Annotated in this window: 18 protein-coding genes; 7 read left to right on the forward strand and 11 right to left on the reverse strand. The window is 40.4% G+C overall.

Features of this window, described 5'->3' with window-relative positions; translation table 11 throughout:
- Positions 1 to 3: 3 nt before the first annotated feature.
- The 7 genes from tolR to FTU65_RS03965 all read right to left on the reverse strand — a co-directional run bounded on the left by tolR (position 4) and on the right by FTU65_RS03965 (position 5,854).
- Complete coding sequence (gene tolR / locus FTU65_RS03935) at positions 4 to 453, reverse strand: protein TolR (protein ID WP_180009966.1); 450 nt, start codon at positions 451 to 453, stop codon at positions 4 to 6.
- Complete coding sequence (tolQ, locus tag FTU65_RS03940; protein WP_078192037.1) at positions 453 to 1,151, reverse strand: protein TolQ; 699 nt, start codon at positions 1,149 to 1,151, stop codon at positions 453 to 455. Before tolQ ends, tolR begins: the two co-directional genes overlap by 1 nt.
- 27 nt (positions 1,152 to 1,178) lie before the next feature.
- Positions 1,179 to 1,586, reverse strand: coding sequence for a tol-pal system-associated acyl-CoA thioesterase (gene ybgC, locus FTU65_RS03945; RefSeq protein ID WP_078190367.1), 408 nt, complete (start codon positions 1,584 to 1,586; stop codon positions 1,179 to 1,181).
- Positions 1,587 to 1,801: 215 nt separating this feature from the next.
- Positions 1,802 to 2,449: a hypothetical protein gene (locus FTU65_RS03950; protein ID WP_180009965.1), complete on the reverse strand. Its 648-nt coding sequence runs from the start codon at positions 2,447 to 2,449 to the stop codon at positions 1,802 to 1,804.
- A 98-nt stretch (positions 2,450 to 2,547) separates the two neighbouring features.
- On the reverse strand, positions 2,548 to 3,555 hold the full coding sequence (gene ruvB, locus FTU65_RS03955; protein ID WP_168378058.1) for a Holliday junction branch migration DNA helicase RuvB: 1,008 nt from the start codon (positions 3,553 to 3,555) through the stop codon (positions 2,548 to 2,550).
- A 245-nt stretch (positions 3,556 to 3,800) separates the two neighbouring features.
- Positions 3,801 to 4,403: a Holliday junction branch migration protein RuvA gene (gene ruvA, locus FTU65_RS03960; protein ID WP_180009964.1), complete on the reverse strand. Its 603-nt coding sequence runs from the start codon at positions 4,401 to 4,403 to the stop codon at positions 3,801 to 3,803.
- Between the two features lie 110 nt (positions 4,404 to 4,513).
- The gene (locus FTU65_RS03965) at positions 4,514 to 5,854 is read right to left on the reverse strand and encodes a deoxyguanosinetriphosphate triphosphohydrolase (protein WP_180009963.1); all 1,341 of its coding nucleotides are present in this window, start codon (positions 5,852 to 5,854) and stop codon (positions 4,514 to 4,516) included.
- A gap of 458 nt (positions 5,855 to 6,312) precedes the next feature.
- Between FTU65_RS03965 and purL the strand changes: the two genes are divergently transcribed.
- The 3 genes from purL (at position 6,313) to FTU65_RS16225 (ending at position 11,195) form a co-directional block, all read left to right on the forward strand.
- On the forward strand, positions 6,313 to 10,149 hold the full coding sequence (gene purL / locus FTU65_RS03970; protein ID WP_180009962.1) for a phosphoribosylformylglycinamidine synthase: 3,837 nt from the start codon (positions 6,313 to 6,315) through the stop codon (positions 10,147 to 10,149).
- A 132-nt stretch (positions 10,150 to 10,281) separates the two neighbouring features.
- The gene (locus FTU65_RS03975) at positions 10,282 to 10,806 is read left to right on the forward strand and encodes a hypothetical protein (protein ID WP_180009961.1); all 525 of its coding nucleotides are present in this window, start codon (positions 10,282 to 10,284) and stop codon (positions 10,804 to 10,806) included.
- Positions 10,807 to 11,066: 260 nt separating this feature from the next.
- Positions 11,067 to 11,195, forward strand: a complete 129-nt coding sequence (locus tag FTU65_RS16225; protein ID WP_257222543.1) for a KGW motif small protein — start codon at positions 11,067 to 11,069, stop codon at positions 11,193 to 11,195.
- Between the two features lie 391 nt (positions 11,196 to 11,586).
- Here the strand turns inward: FTU65_RS16225 and FTU65_RS03980 are convergent, their stop codons facing one another.
- Complete coding sequence (locus FTU65_RS03980; protein ID WP_180009960.1) at positions 11,587 to 11,982, reverse strand: hypothetical protein; 396 nt, start codon at positions 11,980 to 11,982, stop codon at positions 11,587 to 11,589.
- A 49-nt stretch (positions 11,983 to 12,031) separates the two neighbouring features.
- Here FTU65_RS03980 and FTU65_RS03985 point away from each other — a divergent pair, with 49 nt between their 5' ends.
- Entirely contained in the window at positions 12,032 to 12,349 is a 318-nt protein-coding gene (locus FTU65_RS03985) for an NGG1p interacting factor NIF3 (protein WP_078192030.1), read from the forward strand.
- Positions 12,350 to 12,557: 208 nt separating this feature from the next.
- Here FTU65_RS03985 and FTU65_RS03990 read toward each other — a convergent pair whose 3' ends face one another.
- Complete coding sequence (locus tag FTU65_RS03990; RefSeq protein ID WP_180009959.1) at positions 12,558 to 13,331, reverse strand: nitroreductase family protein; 774 nt, start codon at positions 13,329 to 13,331, stop codon at positions 12,558 to 12,560.
- A 95-nt stretch (positions 13,332 to 13,426) separates the two neighbouring features.
- Positions 13,427 to 14,227 (reverse strand): enoyl-CoA hydratase-related protein, encoded by an 801-nt coding sequence (locus tag FTU65_RS03995; protein ID WP_180009958.1) that lies wholly within the window; start codon positions 14,225 to 14,227, stop codon positions 13,427 to 13,429.
- A 106-nt stretch (positions 14,228 to 14,333) separates the two neighbouring features.
- On the opposite strand from FTU65_RS03995, the gene FTU65_RS04000 reads away from it, so the two are divergent.
- Both FTU65_RS04000 and FTU65_RS04005 read left to right on the forward strand, forming a co-directional pair.
- Positions 14,334 to 14,903, forward strand: a complete 570-nt coding sequence (locus FTU65_RS04000) for a nicotinate-nicotinamide nucleotide adenylyltransferase (RefSeq protein WP_180009957.1) — start codon at positions 14,334 to 14,336, stop codon at positions 14,901 to 14,903.
- 87 nt (positions 14,904 to 14,990) lie between these two features.
- Positions 14,991 to 15,557 (forward strand): YceI family protein, encoded by a 567-nt coding sequence (locus tag FTU65_RS04005; RefSeq protein ID WP_171262626.1) that lies wholly within the window; start codon positions 14,991 to 14,993, stop codon positions 15,555 to 15,557.
- Positions 15,558 to 15,574: 17 nt separating this feature from the next.
- Here the strand turns inward: FTU65_RS04005 and FTU65_RS04010 are convergent, their stop codons facing one another.
- Positions 15,575 to 16,462: a LysR family transcriptional regulator ArgP gene (locus FTU65_RS04010; RefSeq protein ID WP_180009956.1), complete on the reverse strand. Its 888-nt coding sequence runs from the start codon at positions 16,460 to 16,462 to the stop codon at positions 15,575 to 15,577.
- A gap of 138 nt (positions 16,463 to 16,600) precedes the next feature.
- Between FTU65_RS04010 and FTU65_RS04015 the strand changes: the two genes are divergently transcribed.
- On the forward strand, positions 16,601 to 17,200 hold the full coding sequence (locus FTU65_RS04015; protein WP_180066382.1) for a LysE/ArgO family amino acid transporter: 600 nt from the start codon (positions 16,601 to 16,603) through the stop codon (positions 17,198 to 17,200).
- Positions 17,201 to 17,249 lie beyond the last annotated feature (49 nt).

Here is a 17,249-nt window from a genome sequence, read left to right on the forward strand (position 1 = left end):
AAATTATTTTAATGGCTCAGTCAGTAAACCTACTTGTGTTAAACCTGCATCTTGAAGGGCAGACATGAGTTTCATGACTTCACCATAAGGACGAGATTCACTGCCGTTAATCAGGACACTCATTTGCTTTTTCTGTTCGCTCGCTTCATTTTGCGAGGCCGTTAAAACAGATTTTAGTTCATCGAGTGTGAGTACATCATTTTGATGATTTTTATCTTCGAGTTTGATCGTCCCATCCGCCTCAAGTGTAACAATCGCAGGGCGATCTTCCGCTTGCATAGGCGTGCCATTCGCCTGTGGTAAGTCGACTTTGACACCTGTGGTGATCATAGGTGCAGTGACCATGAAAATCACCAAAAGAACTAACATGACATCAATATAAGGCACGACGTTCATGTCACTTTTTAATGGTTTTTTGATGCGCTCAAAGCGTCCAGAACGTTGAATAGCCATTAGTCATTGTCCTGAGTTGAACCTACAGACTGGCGTTGTAATAACGCAACCATTTCTTCGGCAAAAAGCGCACGATCGTTATAAACGGCTTCACCTTTGGCTGTAAAATGGTTAAATGCAAGTACAGCAGGGATTGCCGCAAAAAGACCAATGGCCGTTGCAATCAATGCTTCTGCAATACCAGGAGCAACCGTAGCAAGGGTGACTTGGTCAACATCTGCCAAACCAATAAAGGCATTCATAATGCCCCAAACGGTACCGAATAAACCGACATAGGGTGCAACCGAGCCAATACTCGCAAGCGCGCCTAAACCATTTTCTAAATGTCCTTGGTCACGGCTTAAACCCACACGAAGAATACGTTCTGTACCTTCAATTGATTGTTCTGCGCTGGCATTACGTTTTTTAAGTTTGAAAAACTCGCCTAAACCTTGATAGAAAACATCTTCAAGGCCAACACGTTTCGAGTTGAGTTGAGCATTGTTGTATAAAGTGTTGAGTTCGGCACCAGACCAAAAGATTTTTTGGAAATGTTCATCGTCAGCCTGCGCTTTTTTATAACTCATGTGTAACTTGGCAATCAGATACCAACTGAATAACGAAGCTAAGAGCAGCAGGAGCATTACCAGTTGTACGACAGGACTTGCTTGTAAGATGAGGTCTGAAACTTTGAGTGTTGATTCTAGTTGAGTTGCCATAGTTACTACATGTGCCAAATAATTTTTTTAATCTTGTTCCAATTCTTTCAGAATCAGTTCACGTATTTCATCAGGAAGGCGACGGGGTTTCATCTCTGCACTGATACATGCCAATTCTACCTCACCTGATGCCAGCATAATATCACCACGATAAATATTTTGTTGCAACACAAATGACGTAGCCTTACACGAAACTACACTTGCTGTAACAGTAATCAGGTCATCCATTAATATAGGACGTGAATATTTCACATTAATTTTATGAACGACAAAGTTGTAATCCTTTTGATGCCAATAATGGTCTACACCTGAAGCGCGTAGCCATTCTGTGCGGGTACGTTCCATAAAGCGAATATGATTTGCGTGGTAAACAATGCCACCTGCATCTGTATCTTCAATATATACACGAATGTTGAATTCGAATTTATTCGCCATGAGAGTGTTCCGTCTTTATAAAATCTGAAAAATATTGGTCTGCACTTCAGCAAAGAATTAGAGCATTTAAAAATGGCGATAATTCAATGATTCGTCAAGTGCTTCAATGACGGGCAGTTTAGCACCGTGAGTCATCAGTCCAATGGCACAAGGTTTCAACTCACGTAAATCTTTAACTTTCGTAGTTGTAATTATTGGTTAAAAAGTGGCTGCTTTTAATTTGTTTGTTCATCTAATTTAAATTTTGCATCGACAAAATCCTGTAGATGAGCTGCTAAATATCCCGCAATATGAAAGTGAGTTTCTTCCATTTTCTTTTTCTGTTGCTTTGGGAGTAATGCTTTTAAAGATTCATACATATACGTTAAGCAGCAAAAGCCAAGGCCAATAACTAGCATGAGTAAAAGTTTATTAGGTTGATCTATCCAGAAAAACACATAAACGAGTATGACTAAAGCAAAGAATGAGAAGCTGAAATACAATGTATTAATTTTTGCTGGCTTAAAGTTTTCCTTGACCAAAGCTTGTACGTCGTCGTGATAGTACATCCCAATAAAAATGAGGGCAGAAGTATAGTTGAAGCTCAGGTTTTTTATATGATATGCAGAAGGCGATTGTTTAATAGTTAAGATATTATCTTCACTTACTTCTATGGTTTCTTTGCTAAGAATGTTTTCACATTCGACAGTGATAAAATAATTGTATTCGGTGTGGAATAAGCTTTCAAAATCACTCATTTGTTTTGGGCTAAATGAACTGATAGGTTGTTCTCTGGGAATGTGTTCAATGGCACTGTCTAATGGTAGGTTTTGAATGTAGTCGCTATTAATTTTGTTAATTATTCTATTCTCAAGATTTATCATATCAGTCTATTGTTTGTAGTGGCTTGAATTTATTTTAAAAATTTAAATAAACATGCAGGGAGCATTTAACTCCCTAAAGTTGTTCAGTGAATAATCGTTTACTTATCTTTCGGCTCTGGTGGTGTCATCCCAAACTGTAAATACGCCATATTGGTGGCAATACGTCCACGTGCAGTACGCATGACATAGCCTTGCTGAATGAGGTAGGGTTCGATCACATCTTCTAGGGTCCCTGAGTCTTCTGCCATAGCAGCAGCTAGAGCTTCTACACCTGCAGGGCCACCATCAAAACGCTCAAGCAGCATTGATAAATAACGACGGTCTAGTGTGTCTAAACCATCTTTATCGACATTCAGCATGTCCAAAGCACGTTGAGCCATCTCTTGGGTTACTTCACCCGTACCTTTAACTTGCGCATAATCACGGACTCGGCGTAATAAACGGTTTGCAATACGAGGTGTCCCACGAGCACGGCGTGCAACTTCCTGTGCGCCTTCGGCAGTCATGGGTACATCCATCAAGTTTGCAGATCGAGTCACAATATGCGTTAAGTCTTTGACAGAATAAAACTCTAAGCGTTGTACGATACCAAAACGGTCACGTAAAGGAGAGGTCAGTAGGCCTGCACGAGTCGTCGCTGCAACAAGAGTGAAGGGTGGTAAATCCAGTTTGATCGAACGGGCAGCAGGGCCTTCACCAATCATGATGTCGAGTTGGTAATCCTCCATCGCTGGATAGAGAATTTCCTCGATGACCGGTGAAAGACGATGGATCTCATCAATAAATAAAACATCACCTTCTTCGAGGTTGGTTAGCATTGCAGCCAAATCGCCTGCACGCTCAAGGACAGGGCCTGATGTCGATTTTAAGTTACCACCCATTTCACGGGCAATAATATTGGCCAGTGTGGTTTTACCTAAACCCGGTGGGCCAAAAATTAAGGTGTGATCGAGTGCTTCTTCACGGCCACGTGCAGCACCGATAAAGATTTCCATTTGTTCACGGACGACAGGCTGCCCGATGTAGTCATCGAGGGAAGTTGGGCGAATGGCGCGGTCGAAGTGGTCTTCGGGTTTTTCTGAACCACTGATAAGACGGTCTTGCATAATTATTTAACTAATCTCTATATCGTTGTGGAAGAATCACAGCCTCAAAAAGCGATTGAACTTTAAATGCCATTGTATAGGCGATTCTCACTTTTGACTGGGCAAAAGTGACAAAACCCATTTGTTAAACTGATGCTACGTCCTTGTAGCACAGTTTAACGGCGACATCCTTGTCGCCTGCGTGATTCACATACTGTCTATAGCTCTAAAAGGCAAAGGATGCAGTGCTCATTAGAAACTAAAAATTATTTATTCATCGACTTTAATGCAGCGCGAATGATGTCGCTGGCTTCAGTATAATCAGCTTTGACGGCATTAATCAGTTTTTGTGCTTCAGCAGGTTTATAACCTAAAGACTGTAAGGCCGCTTCAGCTTCGGCTACGGCAGAGTTGCCCGTAAATTGAATTTGTTCAACAGTTGAATTCGTTGGTGCAGTGCCTGAAGCCATGGCTTTAAAGCGATCACGTAACTCAATCATGAGGCGTTCAGAGGTCTTTTTGCCTACACCCGGAACTTTGACTAAAGTGTTTACATCTTCATGTTCAACCGTGTGAATCAGCATTTCAACACTTAATGTTGATAAAATGCCCAGTGCCATTTTAGGGCCTACGCCGTTAACTTTTAAAAGTGTGCGAAAAATCAGTTTTTCTTGAGCATTGCTAAATCCATACAGCAGTTGTGCATCTTCACGAACAGCCAGATGTGTCCACAGGGTAATTTTTTGACCTTTTTGTAGTTGGCAAAATGTAGAAAGTGGGGTGTCAATCTCATAGCCCACACCATTTACATTGAGTAATACTGTTGGTGCTTCCAATGCCAGCACTTCGCCAATTAAACATCCGATCATGTCATTTATTCACTTTATTTCAGTTTAGTCTGAGCCATTTGCTCAATTTCAATTTGTTGCGAGATTAGCGTGAAGGCCAGCGAATTACTAGCCTTCACATTTTTTCAGGTTTAAAAGAAACCAACTTTATTGCCTTGAAGTTCTTGTGCAAGGTTATAAGCCTGATGGTCTGAAAATTTAGAGATAATATCCAATACTTGCATGATGTTTTCATAATGCAACGGCCCAAAATGTGCCCCCGAACGGTGAAGAATGGACATCAGTCGTTGTTCTTTAAAACTCAAAGTTTTATTTGGCGTAGTTAGAGGAATAAAGGCATCTAAAATATTTTGTAGACTTTGATGCGCAATAATCTCTAAGCCTGCTTTTTGTGGATGTTCAAAAATTTTATCGCGGGCTAATTCTTTTGCTCGGTTAATTCCACGCTCAATATCTTCACTGCAATATTGCAATAAACTGCCTTTAAGTTGACCTGACAAAATTTCATGATGATGGCGGGCGAAGGCTGTCGTGACTTCTTCGACTAGACGTTTCATCACACGACCACGTAATGCAGCTATTTTTTGTTGCCAAGTGGTATCAGTCATCGCCAATTCGGCAGGTATGCCATAGTCACCGACCAGATCAAGGAAAATTGGCTCAACTTCGTTATAGTTCAACATGTTGAGGATAATGCCATCTTCAAGGTCAATTAAGGCATAACAAATGTCATCTGCGGCTTCAAGCAAATAGGTCAACGGATGACGACAGTAGTGATATTCGCCCAGTTGAATTAAACCGAGTTGCTCTGCAATTTGCTGCAAGATTTCTTTTTCTGCCTGATAGCAGCCAAATTTAGCCCGTTGGCTCGCAGGTTTATTGCCTTGCGATGCAATGGTTTTTGAAAGCCACGGGTATTTTAAATATGCACCTAAAGTTGCATAGGTTAAACGCATACCACCATCATTCGGATGATAATCAATTTTAGTTAGTAGGCGTAAACCTTGGGCATTGCCTTCGAACTGACGCACATCGGCTTCTTCTTCAGGGCTTAAGTCCTGTAAAAAGTTGGTATGCGATGCATCATCAAACCATTCTCGAATGGCATATTCGCCTGCATGTCCAAAAGGTGGATTGCCAATATCGTGTGCCAAGCACGCAGCTTGAATAATTGCACCAACATCGGCAGGTGAAATCCACATCGGGAGTTCATCTTTAATTTTTTCAGCCGCGAGCATCCCCAATGAACGTCCAATACAAGACACTTCTAAAGAGTGAGTCAGGCGAGTATGAATGCCATCATGTTGGGTGAGGGGATGGACTTGGGTCTTGCGGTTTAATTGTCGAAAGCTTTGAGAAAAAATAATGCGGTCGTAGTCTTTGTGGAAGGGGCTACGTGCCTGTTCAGAGCTATGTTTATTACTACCAATACGAACTGTAGAAAGCAGTTCAAGCCAACGCATTTGAGTCATTTATCATTATTCAGTTATTTACTAAAAACTATGATGCCAAACTTGTGACTAAAGTAATAGTGGGTCGCGTCATAGCTTGACACTTTATTTAAGGGTATCGGTGTAGGTGTAGAATATTCGTATTAAGGTAGGGTGTTTTTAAGATAAATATTATTCATTGGCTAGACTATTCGCTGATTCAAACCCATTGGTAATGCGGACTTGAAAGCTTCAAAATTCTAAATTTGATATTAATTTTCGATTAATGTTTTTTACAATTTATTTTGTGCTAAGCTGCACTGCTGTATTCAATCTTTTTGACTGAAAATAAAAACAAAATTTAAAAAATCTTGTGCCATTCTCGAACAGAAAATGCTTTTCCCATCTAGCTGATTTAACTAATACACAGTAGAATATGCGCTCTCTCAAGTCACATTGTGGCATGGTCTTTTCGATCATCCCGTGGAGCCAAAATTAGCATGTTTATCGTTGCCGGTGCACCTGCACATTCTTCATTTAAGAAAACTCAACTATTATCACGTTTAACGTCAATTAGTTCTGTTCAATCAATTGAAAGTCAATGGGTTTACCTTTTTGACCAAGCGCTCAACGAGCAACAACAGCAATCCGCTTTACAGCTTCTCAACGATGGTCAATCTTTTGAATTGCACCAAGCAGCAAGTGACGAAGTCCAAATTTTAGTGACGCCACGTGTTGGAACCATCTCTCCGTGGTCGTCTAAGGCAACAGACATTTTTGCCAACTGTAATACACCGGTTCATCGCCTTGAACGCGGTGTTTTGTTTACTTTGAAGGGTGTAAATGCTGTTTCTGATGAAGTAAAACTAGCATTACATGATCGCATGACCGAAAGCGTTTTCAATGCTATTGAAGATGCTGCGGCACTTTTCTCTGAAACTGAACCAAAGCCTTTAAACTCAATTGATATTTTGGGTCAAGGTAAAGAAGCGTTGGTGAAAGCTAACTCTGAATTTGGTTTTGCGCTTTCTGATGAAGAAATCGATTATTTAACCGATGCATTCACAAAAATGGGTCGCAACCCGCATGACATCGAATTGATGATGTTTGCCCAAGCGAACTCAGAGCATTGCCGTCACAAAATTTTCGGTTCTGAATGGACAATTGATGGTGAAGTTCAACCATTGTCATTGTTCCAAATGATTAAAAACACCTATAAAGAATCACCTACAGATGTATTGTCGGCATATAAAGACAACGCTTCTGTAATAGTTGGTTTTGACACACAGCGTTTTTATCCAAAACAAGACGCTGAAACAGGTCACCACGTTTATAAATACAAGAGTCAAGCCGCTCACATCTTGATGAAAGTGGAAACCCATAACCATCCGACAGCGATTGCACCATTTGCTGGTGCAGCAACAGGTTCGGGCGGTGAAATCCGTGACGAAGGCGCAACAGGTCGTGGTGGTAAGCCAAAAGCAGGTTTAACAGGTTTTACCGTATCTAACTTGAACATTCCAGGCTTTGAACAGCCATGGGAAGAAAACTACGGCAAACCATCTCGTATGGCATCTCCACTTCAAATTATGATTGAAGGCCCATTGGGTGGTGCAGCGTTTAACAATGAATTTGGTCGTCCTGCGTTAAATGGTTACTTCCGTACATTTGAACAAAATGTCAATGGCGATGTAAAAGGCTTCCATAAGCCAATTATGATTGCCGGTGGTTACGGTAACATCCGTCCTGACCATGTAGAAAAAGATGCGATTCAACCAGGCGATTTACTGATCGTACTAGGTGGTCCTGCAATGCTGATTGGTTTAGGCGGCGGAGCAGCGTCTTCTGTAGACAGCGGTAAGTTGGGTGAAAACCTAGACTTCGCATCTGTACAGCGTGAAAACCCAGAAATGGAACGCCGTTGCCAAGAAGTCATCGATGCTTGCTGGCGCATGGAAGATCATAACCCAATCGTGTCTGTACATGACGTAGGCGCAGGCGGTATCTCAAATGCAATGCCTGAACTTGTGAACGATCACGAGTTAGGAGCAATCCTTGATCTACGTAAAATTCCTTCGCTTGAAAAAGGCATGTCTCCAATGGAGATTTGGTCGAACGAAGCACAAGAGCGTTATGTATTAGCAATTCGTCCAAGCTCATTAGAATTATTTGAATCACTGTGTGCACGTGAACGCTGCCCATTCGCTGTATTAGGTGAAGCAACTGAAGCGCGTCAATTGACTGTGAACGATCCATTATTTGAAAACAAAGCTGTGGATATGCCAATGCAAGTAATGCTTGGCGGTACACCGCGTATGAGCCGTTCATACAAAACCATTGAACGTAAAGGCGATGACTTCACTGCTGAAACTGTAACAGATTTGAAAGATGCGATTTACCGCGTTCTTAAAAACCCGACTGTTGCATCTAAATCGTTCTTAATCACGATTGGTGACCGTTCGATTACAGGTATGGTTGCACGTGATCAGTTCGTTGGTAAGTGGCAAGTTCCTGTAGCGGATGCTGCGGTAACAACGACTAGCCTTGTCGGTTATACAGGTGAAGCAATGGCAATGGGTGAGCGTCCACCAGTTGCGTTGTTGAATCCTGCTGCTTCTGCACGTTTATCTGTAGCAGAATCGATTTCAAACATTATGTCTGCAAAAATCGACCAGATCAGTGACATTAAATTGTCTGCAAACTGGATGGCTGCTGCAGGTCAACAAGGTGAAGATCAAGCGCTATTCGAAGGTGTTAAAGCCATCGGTATGGAAATGTGTCCTGCACTAGGTATCGCAATTCCAGTAGGTAAAGACTCATTGTCTATGCGTACCACTTGGAATGACGAAGGCGAAGACAAATCTGTCACTTCACCAATGTCAGGCGTGATCACAGCATTTGCACCTGTGACGGATGTTCGCAAAACATTGACACCTGAACTTAAAAATATCGAGTCTGTACTGGTACGTATTGATTTGTCTAAAGGTCAATTCCGTCTAGGCGGTTCGATCCTTGCTCAGGTTTATAAAGCAATTGGTTCTGTAACACCTGACGTAGACAGCTTCGATGACTTCAAAGCATTCTTTGCATTGGTTCAAGACTGGAACAACCGTGGTCTAATCAAGGCTTACCATGACATCGGTGATGGTGGTCTATTGGCAACTGTTGCAGAAATGATGTTTGCTTCACGCTTAGGTGCAGCACTTGAAGATCAATCGACTGCAAGCTTGTTTGCAGAAGAAATTGGTGCAGTGCTTCAAATCAGCAAAGCGGATTGGGCTGCATTAGAAGCTGAAGTTGCAGCGTCTAGCCTTAAAGATGCAATTGCGGTTGTGGGTACTGTAAACGATACAGATACTTTAACTGTAAATGGTTTGAGCTTAGACCGTGCTGAATTACAGCAAGCTTGGACTGAAGTGTCGCATCAAATCCAACGTCTGCGTGACAACGTAGAAACTGCGGATCAAGAATATGCGTTGATTGCTGACAAATCACATGCAGGTTTAATTGCAAAACCAACATTTGATTTGAACGAGCCAATCGAAGCACCGTACATCAATGAACGCCGTCCAAACATGGTGATTCTGCGTGAACAAGGTGTAAATGGTCATGTAGAAATGGCTGCTGCATTCGATAAAGTCGGCTTCAACACTGTAGACGTACACATGAGCGACTTGCTTGCTGGCCGTATCAGTCTTGATGACTTTGAAGGTTTAGTGGCATGTGGCGGTTTCTCTTACGGTGACGTATTGGGCGCAGGCGGCGGTTGGGCTAAATCAGTATTATTCAATCCTAAACTTCGTGACCAATTTGAGAAATTCTTCAACCGTGATGAAACTTTCTCTCTAGGTATTTGTAACGGCTGTCAAATGCTGTCTCAGCTTGCACCACTCATTCCGGGTGCAGAAGCTTGGCCTCGTTTCCACCGCAATACTTCAGAGATGTTTGAAGCGCGTGCTGTAAACGTACGCGTTGAAAAATCAAATTCTGTATTGTTAGAAGGTATGGAAGGTTCGATTCTTCCTATCGCTGTTGCACATGGTGAAGGCCGTGTGGTTGCTAGCGCGGAAAACATTGCAGCATTGAATGCAGGTGATCAAGTGATCTTGCGTTATGTAGATAGCCAAGGCAACCCAACACAGCATTACCCAATGAACCCGAACGGTTCACCAGAAGCGATTTCAGGTGTAACGTCTAAAGACGGCCGTGCAACGATTATGATGCCGCACCCTGAACGTAACTTCCGTGCGATTCAGCACTCTTGGAAACCTGAAGATTGGGATCAAGACGGTGCTTGGTTACGTATGTTCCGTAATGCACGTAAATTTATTGGTTAATTGATTTAATCAACAAATTGAAAAGCCCCGAAAGGGGCTTTTTTTATGGCGAAGAGATACTCACCTTTCAGCCGTTTAAATGGTTTAGCTTTTCGTTTAAGATGAGTTGCTAAAATAAAAAATACATTGCTTATGAATCTACAAAAATTAGTAAAAATTTCCTTGATTGTTATTCCGAGTATTATTTTTCTGAATGGCTGTGAAGCGTATATGTGGCGGCAGAATGTTGTACAGCTCAATGAAGTGGAAAAAAGAGGCGGACAACTTCAGCTGAATGTCGATAATAATTTAATGGGAGTGGATGCAGATCTGAATGGTATCCGTGATGACATTGATCTTTATATCACTCAAAATTTTAAGCAAATAGAGCAGCAAAGGGCAGTTAGCCAATATGCAGTGCAATTACAAAAAAGCCTATTAGTGAATAAACTAGACTTAGCGCAGGTTAAACATATTTCATTTGAGAAATCACGTGCGATAGGGTGTATCTATGAACGTTTTCCAGTAGATGAATTACCTAGAGCAATGACGGTTGTTAAAGATATCAGTGCAATTACCATGAATACTAAAATACGTTTTAAAGCGCATTTAGCATTTAGTCAGGCTCTGGATGGAACTGTAATGACATTGGCTAATGATAATTTGTGTAGTAAATAATAAGGTAAAATAATGTCTTAATTTTACCTTATGGAAAAATATTAAAACATTGGTTAAGATGCCTCATTATTATGCCACCTATTTGGTGGTTTTTTGTGTCTGCAACTTTTGTAGTCTCCCATGCTGAACTTGGTTTAGATTTTGCTTTTATATTTGTGGAAACATGCTAGTGTGTAATGTATGCACAATAGCTATGCAAAATAAAAGAAAGATGGATAACTAAACGAGTTCAGTCTCAACACTCATGATGAGGTGATGACATGATTAAAACAGTGGAATATTCGGCAGTTGATAAGTCTGCACTGCGTAGAAAGGGCTGGAAACTTTTTGGTGCAGTGGTGTGTTTGCAGTTGGTGTTTTTAGTTTTGGGTTATGCGTTGCAGATGTAATATTTGAAATATAGAAACCGCCGTGAGGCGGTTTTTTTTATGTGTTATTTGTTGAAAAAGTAGTTCAGAGTTATATAAATGAAAATAATAGATGGAAGAATATAACGTGGTTGAGATATTTGGTTTTTAATAAATGTTGTGGAGTCATTAATTAATTTAGATTGCTTTGAAGTGCTAACTATTTCTTGAGTATTTAATTCAAAAACATCTAGAAGTTCAAATTCATCTAGCAGCCTATTAGATAATTCATTCTCTAAATTATTATTAATTTTCCTTTTATGATAATTTGATGATGTTCTGATTGGGATGCTTGCATCAATCTCAGCTTGTAATGAAAAAAGAAAATTGCAACCTAGGGATCTATAGTTTTGAATTTCTGTAGAGGTTAAATTTATTGAAAAGTCTCTATAAAGATATGGTCTGGAACTTTGGATACAAAAATAAAATTCTTTTTTTTTTCTAAAAGTGCCCAATCTTCTGAATAATCTATCAGTTTCATAGTGTTTGGATCATCAGTGGAAATTTTATCAATATGATGCAAAAGTTTTAAACAAGTAATGTATTCACTTAAATAGAATTCCTGGCTAATAATTTGACCTCTTTCATACGTCTTTAGCTCCCATTTTTCATCTGATATATTTTTAATAGAAATTGCTAGATCAGCTGAATACCCCAAATAGAAATAGTCTTTTCTTACAGTTTGTAAGCATTTTGACATGGGATATAGAATACGTTGGAGGTCAATAATATTCATATTTTTATGGGTGTTTTTTAGCTCAATAGGCAATGTAAAGTTATTCTACTATAAAATTTGGAATTCGATAGGCTGTAAAAAAATGCTCAAACTCATCTATTACGTCCCAGAATCACATCTTGAATCTACCAAACTGGCCGTATTTGAAGCAGGAGCAGGCGGTATAGGCAACTATGAACACTGCGCGTGGCAAGTTTTAGGGAAGGGGCAATTTAAACCTGTAAAAGGCGCAAATCCTTTTATAGGTGAGTTGGATCAGCTTGAATCTATCCCTGAATGGCGTGTGGAAACCATCGTGCCTGAAGATAAAGCGAGTGAGGTCGCAAGGGCTTTAAAAGTAAGTCATCCTTATGAAGAGCCAGCATTTGAGTTTATTCAAATGGTGGATATTCAATTTTAATGATGCTTTTAAATTTTTAAGTTATAGAAAAAAGTAGATACACGAAGGGTGACATGGATGTAACCCGTTAGACAGAGATTCAAGGATGAATCTTCTGTCTAACAAGGGATTTTGGTTACTTTGATCCTTCAAAGTAACGTAATACCTACGCGTTATAAACTAAAGTCACGTAGCTAATTGTGGTTGTGACTATTCTTTTGAAAGCAAATTATATTTTCTGAATAAACAGCTCACGATCAAAACGATACTGAGGGAAGAATACACCATCTTTAGCACGTTCACCTGCACCAATCACCATCACTGGGTATTGCTGTGCATTTAATCCTAAAATCTTCTTCACCAAAGGTTCATCAAAACCTTCCATCATACAACTGTCAAAACCATAGGCGCGTAAAGCCAAAACTAAGTTTTCACAAGCCAATGCTGTAGTTTTGCTCGCCCAAAGTTTAGCATCTGCTTCATTAAATGCTGTTACAGGCAATTGTTTATCCAGTGTACGTGCTACTTTGAAAGCAACTTTCTTAAAGTTACCTAGGGCGTTGAAGTAACCAGTTTTATAGTTATAAGGAATAAACTTGTAATACTTCTGTACCGCTGCAGGTGCTTCAGGAAATGGAAATTCCGAAATATTCCGTTTTGCCATTTCATCTACACGGTCGGTACGCGCGACACAGACAATCAATTCAGCAGCAGTTTTTGCAGCTAGTTGCCCTAAGCAAGCTTTCACCAATTGTTTTTTCTTTGCAGGGTTCTGAACGACATAGAATGTCCACGGTTGTAAATTCGATGAATTCGGTGCAAGCAAGGCGAGGTCTAAGCATTCATCTAAAACGTCGTTTGGAATGGCCTTGTCGGTAAACTTACGTACAGAACGACGGCTTTGTACAACTTTTTTAAAATTCTCGATATCGATGCCTTCAGGCGCAGGCTCGTAGTAGCGTTTCTTTTCAGGTTTAGTTTCAGTTTGTGATACTGCAGTCATGTGGAAACATCCAGTTTTTTAATTTAGAAAATAGATTGGGGCTGAGATGAAAAAAACCACCCAAATATGAGTGGTTTTTTAGTTCCATTAAAACATTAATTGAACTGAGAGAAGTCAGGTTTGCGTTTTTGCATAAAGGCGGCAACAGCTTCCATCATTTCTGGAGAGCCTACTCGATCCATGAAAATTTCAGCTTCATGGTCAATCCATGCCACGATTTCATCTACATTATGTTTCATTAATGCTTTTGATTGAACCAAAGACGCTAGTGGAAGTGCAGATAACTGTGCTGCTTTTTTCGCAGCTGTCGCATAAGCATCTTCTTCAATGCTATTGACCAAATTTGCTGAAAGCGCTGTCGCACTATCAAACTTCTGAGCAGTTAACAGTAATTCCGCCGCTTTATGGTAGCCGGCTTGTTGAACCAATAGCTTGCTCGATGCACCTTCAGGCGATAGACCAAGGCTCACAAACGGAATTTGGAATAGGGCAGTATTGTCGCTGTAGACTAGATCGCAATGAAGCAGAATCGTAACACCAATCCCAATGGCAACACCGCGAACCGCAGCAATCAGCGGCTTAGAAAATTGAGCAGCAGATTTTAATAAAATGAACGGTGCGCCTTCAGAAGCTGGAGCTTGCCCTTTTTGAGCAGCAGATTTCATAAAATCTTGCATGTCATTGCCCGCACTGAAGTCCGCATCTTGACCACGGAGTACAACTACACGCACTGAAGTATCTTCATCAGCTTCATCTAATGCTTTTGCAATCCACAGATATAGTTCTGTATACAGCGCGTTCTTCGCCTGAGGTCGGTTGATGGCTAAGGTCAGTACGCCATTGTCCAAATTCGCATTCAAATGTTCATGGGGTTGTTGAATACAGCTCAGTGTCATCGTACTATCCTTGCGTAAAAGTTTCGTTTTGATTTTATGCTCAACATTATGTCGCATATTTCAGCCTGTGGCACAACTGCTCAGTTCATAAAAAGTTTGATTTGATATGAAATATACATTTGATTATTTGGTTTTCATTGGGCGATTTCAGCCGTTCCATTTAGCGCATTTGCAAACCATTAAAATTGCCTTGCAACAAAGTCAATATGTGCTTTTAGCACTGGGTTCGGCGCAAAATGAACGAAATATCAAAAATCCATTTTTGGCTGTAGAACGTGAGCAGATGATCCTTTCAAGTTTTTCAGAGCAAGATCAGAAGCGAATTAAGTTTGTACATGTGATTGATGTATATAACGATGAAAAATGGCAAAAGTTAGTCAAATCTTTGGTGAATGACGTAGTTGAAACGAATGCAAAAGTCGGTTTGATCGGGCATTTTAAAGATGATTCTTCTTATTATTTAAAATTCTTCCCCGAATGGGAAATGGTTGAGTTGGATAGTCTAGAAGGAGCCATTTCAGCGACACCGGTACGTGAAGCGTATTATCGTGGTGAAATTCAGCATGATGCTTTTCCTCAAGGTACCGTCGATTTTTTGAAAAAATTTCAACAGACAGACATTTATAAACAACTTCAACACAAATTTATGACTCAGGATAAAACAAATCTGCTATAAAAAAACGCTAAAATTTCTAGCACTACAATGGAGCAAAAAAATAAACATTGTAGTGATTTTAGGCTGTGTTTTATTCAGGAGAAAAACATGAATTTGCGTCACGGAACCTTAGCAAAATATATGGGAGCCTTCGCTTTATGCTGCGTATTGCCCCTACATGCTGCTGAGTGGACGCTAACGCCTAATAGTCAGGTCACATTTGGCATTAAATCTGTGGGGCTATCTATTGTTGAAGGGCGCTTTAATAAGGTTCAATCGAACCTAAAATTTGATCCTGAAATTCCGCATAAAGGTTCAGCGCATTTACTGTTAGATGTAGATAGCATCAGTTTTAGTAATCCAAGCTTAAAGGGATTAATCTTGGGCAGTGAATATTTTGATGCCGCTGAATTTAAGCAAGTGAAGTTTGTAAGTAAACAAATCGAACCCGTGGCTTATGCGAAATATATGATTCGAGGGGATCTCACCATTCGTGGTATCACTAAACCTGTGATCTTCGATACCACACTCACCCCAAGCCCGCAAAATCCAAAAGTGTTGGATGTTCAATCTTTAGCAACCATTAAGCGTAGTGATTTTGGTATGCGTAAAGCACTCGGTGGAGTAGGTGAGCAAGTATTGATACAGCTCAAAGGCCAATGGCGGCTTGAATAACCGTAGTCTTACAGGGTTTAACACATATGATCTTTGGCATGTTGCAGCACAACAGCAGTCAATTTTTGTAATTGAACAGATTGTTGGTTCCAATGATGCCAATACAAAGCTAGATCAATACTGAGTTCTGTTGAAAGCTCTATCAATTTTCCCGCTGCTAATAAGTCTTTACTTTGATAGTCGGGTAACCATCCATAGCCCAAGCCCATCGTAATGGCATCAAAAAATGCCGTTGAAGAGGGAATGAAATGATGTGGATATTGTGAAGGGTTGAGTCCGAAATTCTTCTGAATCGATTGTGTATGTAAGTCATCTTTCTCATTAAAAATCAGTGCAGGCGCAGCCCTTAACGCATTTCGCGTCACACCTTGACCGAACCATCTTTGGATAAAATCAGGGGTTGCTACAAAGCGATAATGCATTTCACCCAGATATTCTGCAACGCAGCCTTTCATGGCTTCTGATTCTGTTGTAACACAGGCATTGACTAGTCCTGCTTCTAATAAATGATGTGTTTGTGACTGATCATCGACCTGAAAATGAATCACGATTTTTTCTTCAATTAAGAGATCTTTGAGTAGCGGAAGCAACCATGTCGCAAGTGAGTCAGCATTGGTCGCAATATTGACTTGATAGAAAGCATTCGCCGTTTGTCCTGTTAGATTTTGCAGAAAATTATGTTCTAGTAATTTGCTGTGTTGTAAATAATGTAATAATGATTGGCCCGCGAGTGTTGGGCGGCAGGGTCGTTCACGTACAATGAGTACATGACCTAATTTCTTTTCTAAGGTTTGCAGCCTGAGCGTGACCGCAGATGCCGTAATGTTTAAACGCAGTGCCGCTTGTTCAAAGCTTCCTGTTTCAGCAACTGCAAGAAAAGCTTCGCTATGTTTGCTTTGTAACATGAGTCACCTATGAGCATTAGAAATTTCACAAACTAAGAAAAACTTAGTTATATTGATATTTATTTATAAATACTTATTTTTAGCAATTAGCTTGGATAATAGCAAGATTCATTTAAAGCTTTGAAAGTGTAGTTAAAAATGTTGCACAGTTATATGCAAGGGCTCGCAATTGGATTTAGCCTAATTATCGCGATTGGTGCGCAAAATGCGTTTATTCTCAAGCAGGGGTTAAAAAAGCAGTATGTCTTTTGGCTCTGCGCTATTTGTGCTGCTTCTGATTCGATACTCATCTTACTAGGTGTGCTCGGATTCTCCCAATTGGTTGAAAGTCATCCGGAAATTGTCAATGGAGCTAAATATTTGGGCGCAACGTTTTTAGCAGTTTATGGGGTACAGCATTTTCTGCAAGCCTTTAAAACTTCGAGCAGTTTAGCGCCCAGTGAGAAGAATGAAACAAAATTATTGAAGTTGGTACTGATTTGCTTGGCTTTAACATGGTTAAATCCACATGTATATCTCGATACGGTTGTGCTGATTGGGTCTATTTCCACGAAGTTTGAATCGACAGTAGTCTATTTTGCGACTGGAGCAATCACAGCCTCATGGGTATTTTTCTTTGTCCTCGGATTTGGTGCGCGCTATTTATTACCGCTCTTCCAAAGTGCAAAGGCATGGAAAGTTTTAGATTTTATTATTGGCGTTGTGATGTGGGGAATTGCAGCCTCATTATTGCTCTAGTTAGAAGCTTCTTATTAAGTTTGAGCCCATTCCTAAAGGAGCGGGCTCA

The organism is Acinetobacter sp. YH12129 (assembly GCF_013418685.1).
Taxonomy (GTDB): Bacteria; Pseudomonadota; Gammaproteobacteria; order Pseudomonadales; family Moraxellaceae; genus Acinetobacter; species Acinetobacter amyesii.

Excerpts from the sequence above, each read along its gene's own strand:
- tolR (WP_180009966.1), bottom strand. The coding sequence starts at position 453 with ATGGCTATTCAACGTTCTGGACGCTTTGAGCGCATCAAAAAACCATTA.
- tolQ (WP_078192037.1), bottom strand. The coding sequence starts at position 1,151 with ATGGCAACTCAACTAGAATCAACACTCAAAGTTTCAGACCTCATCTTA.
- ybgC (WP_078190367.1), bottom strand. The coding sequence starts at position 1,586 with ATGGCGAATAAATTCGAATTCAACATTCGTGTATATATTGAAGATACA.
- FTU65_RS03950 (WP_180009965.1), bottom strand. The coding sequence starts at position 2,449 with ATGATAAATCTTGAGAATAGAATAATTAACAAAATTAATAGCGACTAC.
- ruvB (WP_168378058.1), bottom strand. The coding sequence starts at position 3,555 with ATGCAAGACCGTCTTATCAGTGGTTCAGAAAAACCCGAAGACCACTTC.
- ruvA (WP_180009964.1), bottom strand. The coding sequence starts at position 4,403 with ATGATCGGATGTTTAATTGGCGAAGTGCTGGCATTGGAAGCACCAACA.
- FTU65_RS03965 (WP_180009963.1), bottom strand. The coding sequence starts at position 5,854 with ATGACTCAAATGCGTTGGCTTGAACTGCTTTCTACAGTTCGTATTGGT.
- purL (WP_180009962.1), top strand. The coding sequence starts at position 6,313 with ATGTTTATCGTTGCCGGTGCACCTGCACATTCTTCATTTAAGAAAACT.
- FTU65_RS03975 (WP_180009961.1), top strand. The coding sequence starts at position 10,282 with ATGAATCTACAAAAATTAGTAAAAATTTCCTTGATTGTTATTCCGAGT.
- FTU65_RS16225 (WP_257222543.1), top strand. The coding sequence starts at position 11,067 with ATGATTAAAACAGTGGAATATTCGGCAGTTGATAAGTCTGCACTGCGT.
- FTU65_RS03985 (WP_078192030.1), top strand. The coding sequence starts at position 12,032 with ATGCTCAAACTCATCTATTACGTCCCAGAATCACATCTTGAATCTACC.
- FTU65_RS03990 (WP_180009959.1), bottom strand. The coding sequence starts at position 13,331 with ATGACTGCAGTATCACAAACTGAAACTAAACCTGAAAAGAAACGCTAC.
- FTU65_RS03995 (WP_180009958.1), bottom strand. The coding sequence starts at position 14,227 with ATGACACTGAGCTGTATTCAACAACCCCATGAACATTTGAATGCGAAT.
- FTU65_RS04000 (WP_180009957.1), top strand. The coding sequence starts at position 14,334 with ATGAAATATACATTTGATTATTTGGTTTTCATTGGGCGATTTCAGCCG.
- FTU65_RS04005 (WP_171262626.1), top strand. The coding sequence starts at position 14,991 with ATGAATTTGCGTCACGGAACCTTAGCAAAATATATGGGAGCCTTCGCT.
- FTU65_RS04010 (WP_180009956.1), bottom strand. The coding sequence starts at position 16,462 with ATGTTACAAAGCAAACATAGCGAAGCTTTTCTTGCAGTTGCTGAAACA.
- FTU65_RS04015 (WP_180066382.1), top strand. The coding sequence starts at position 16,601 with ATGTTGCACAGTTATATGCAAGGGCTCGCAATTGGATTTAGCCTAATT.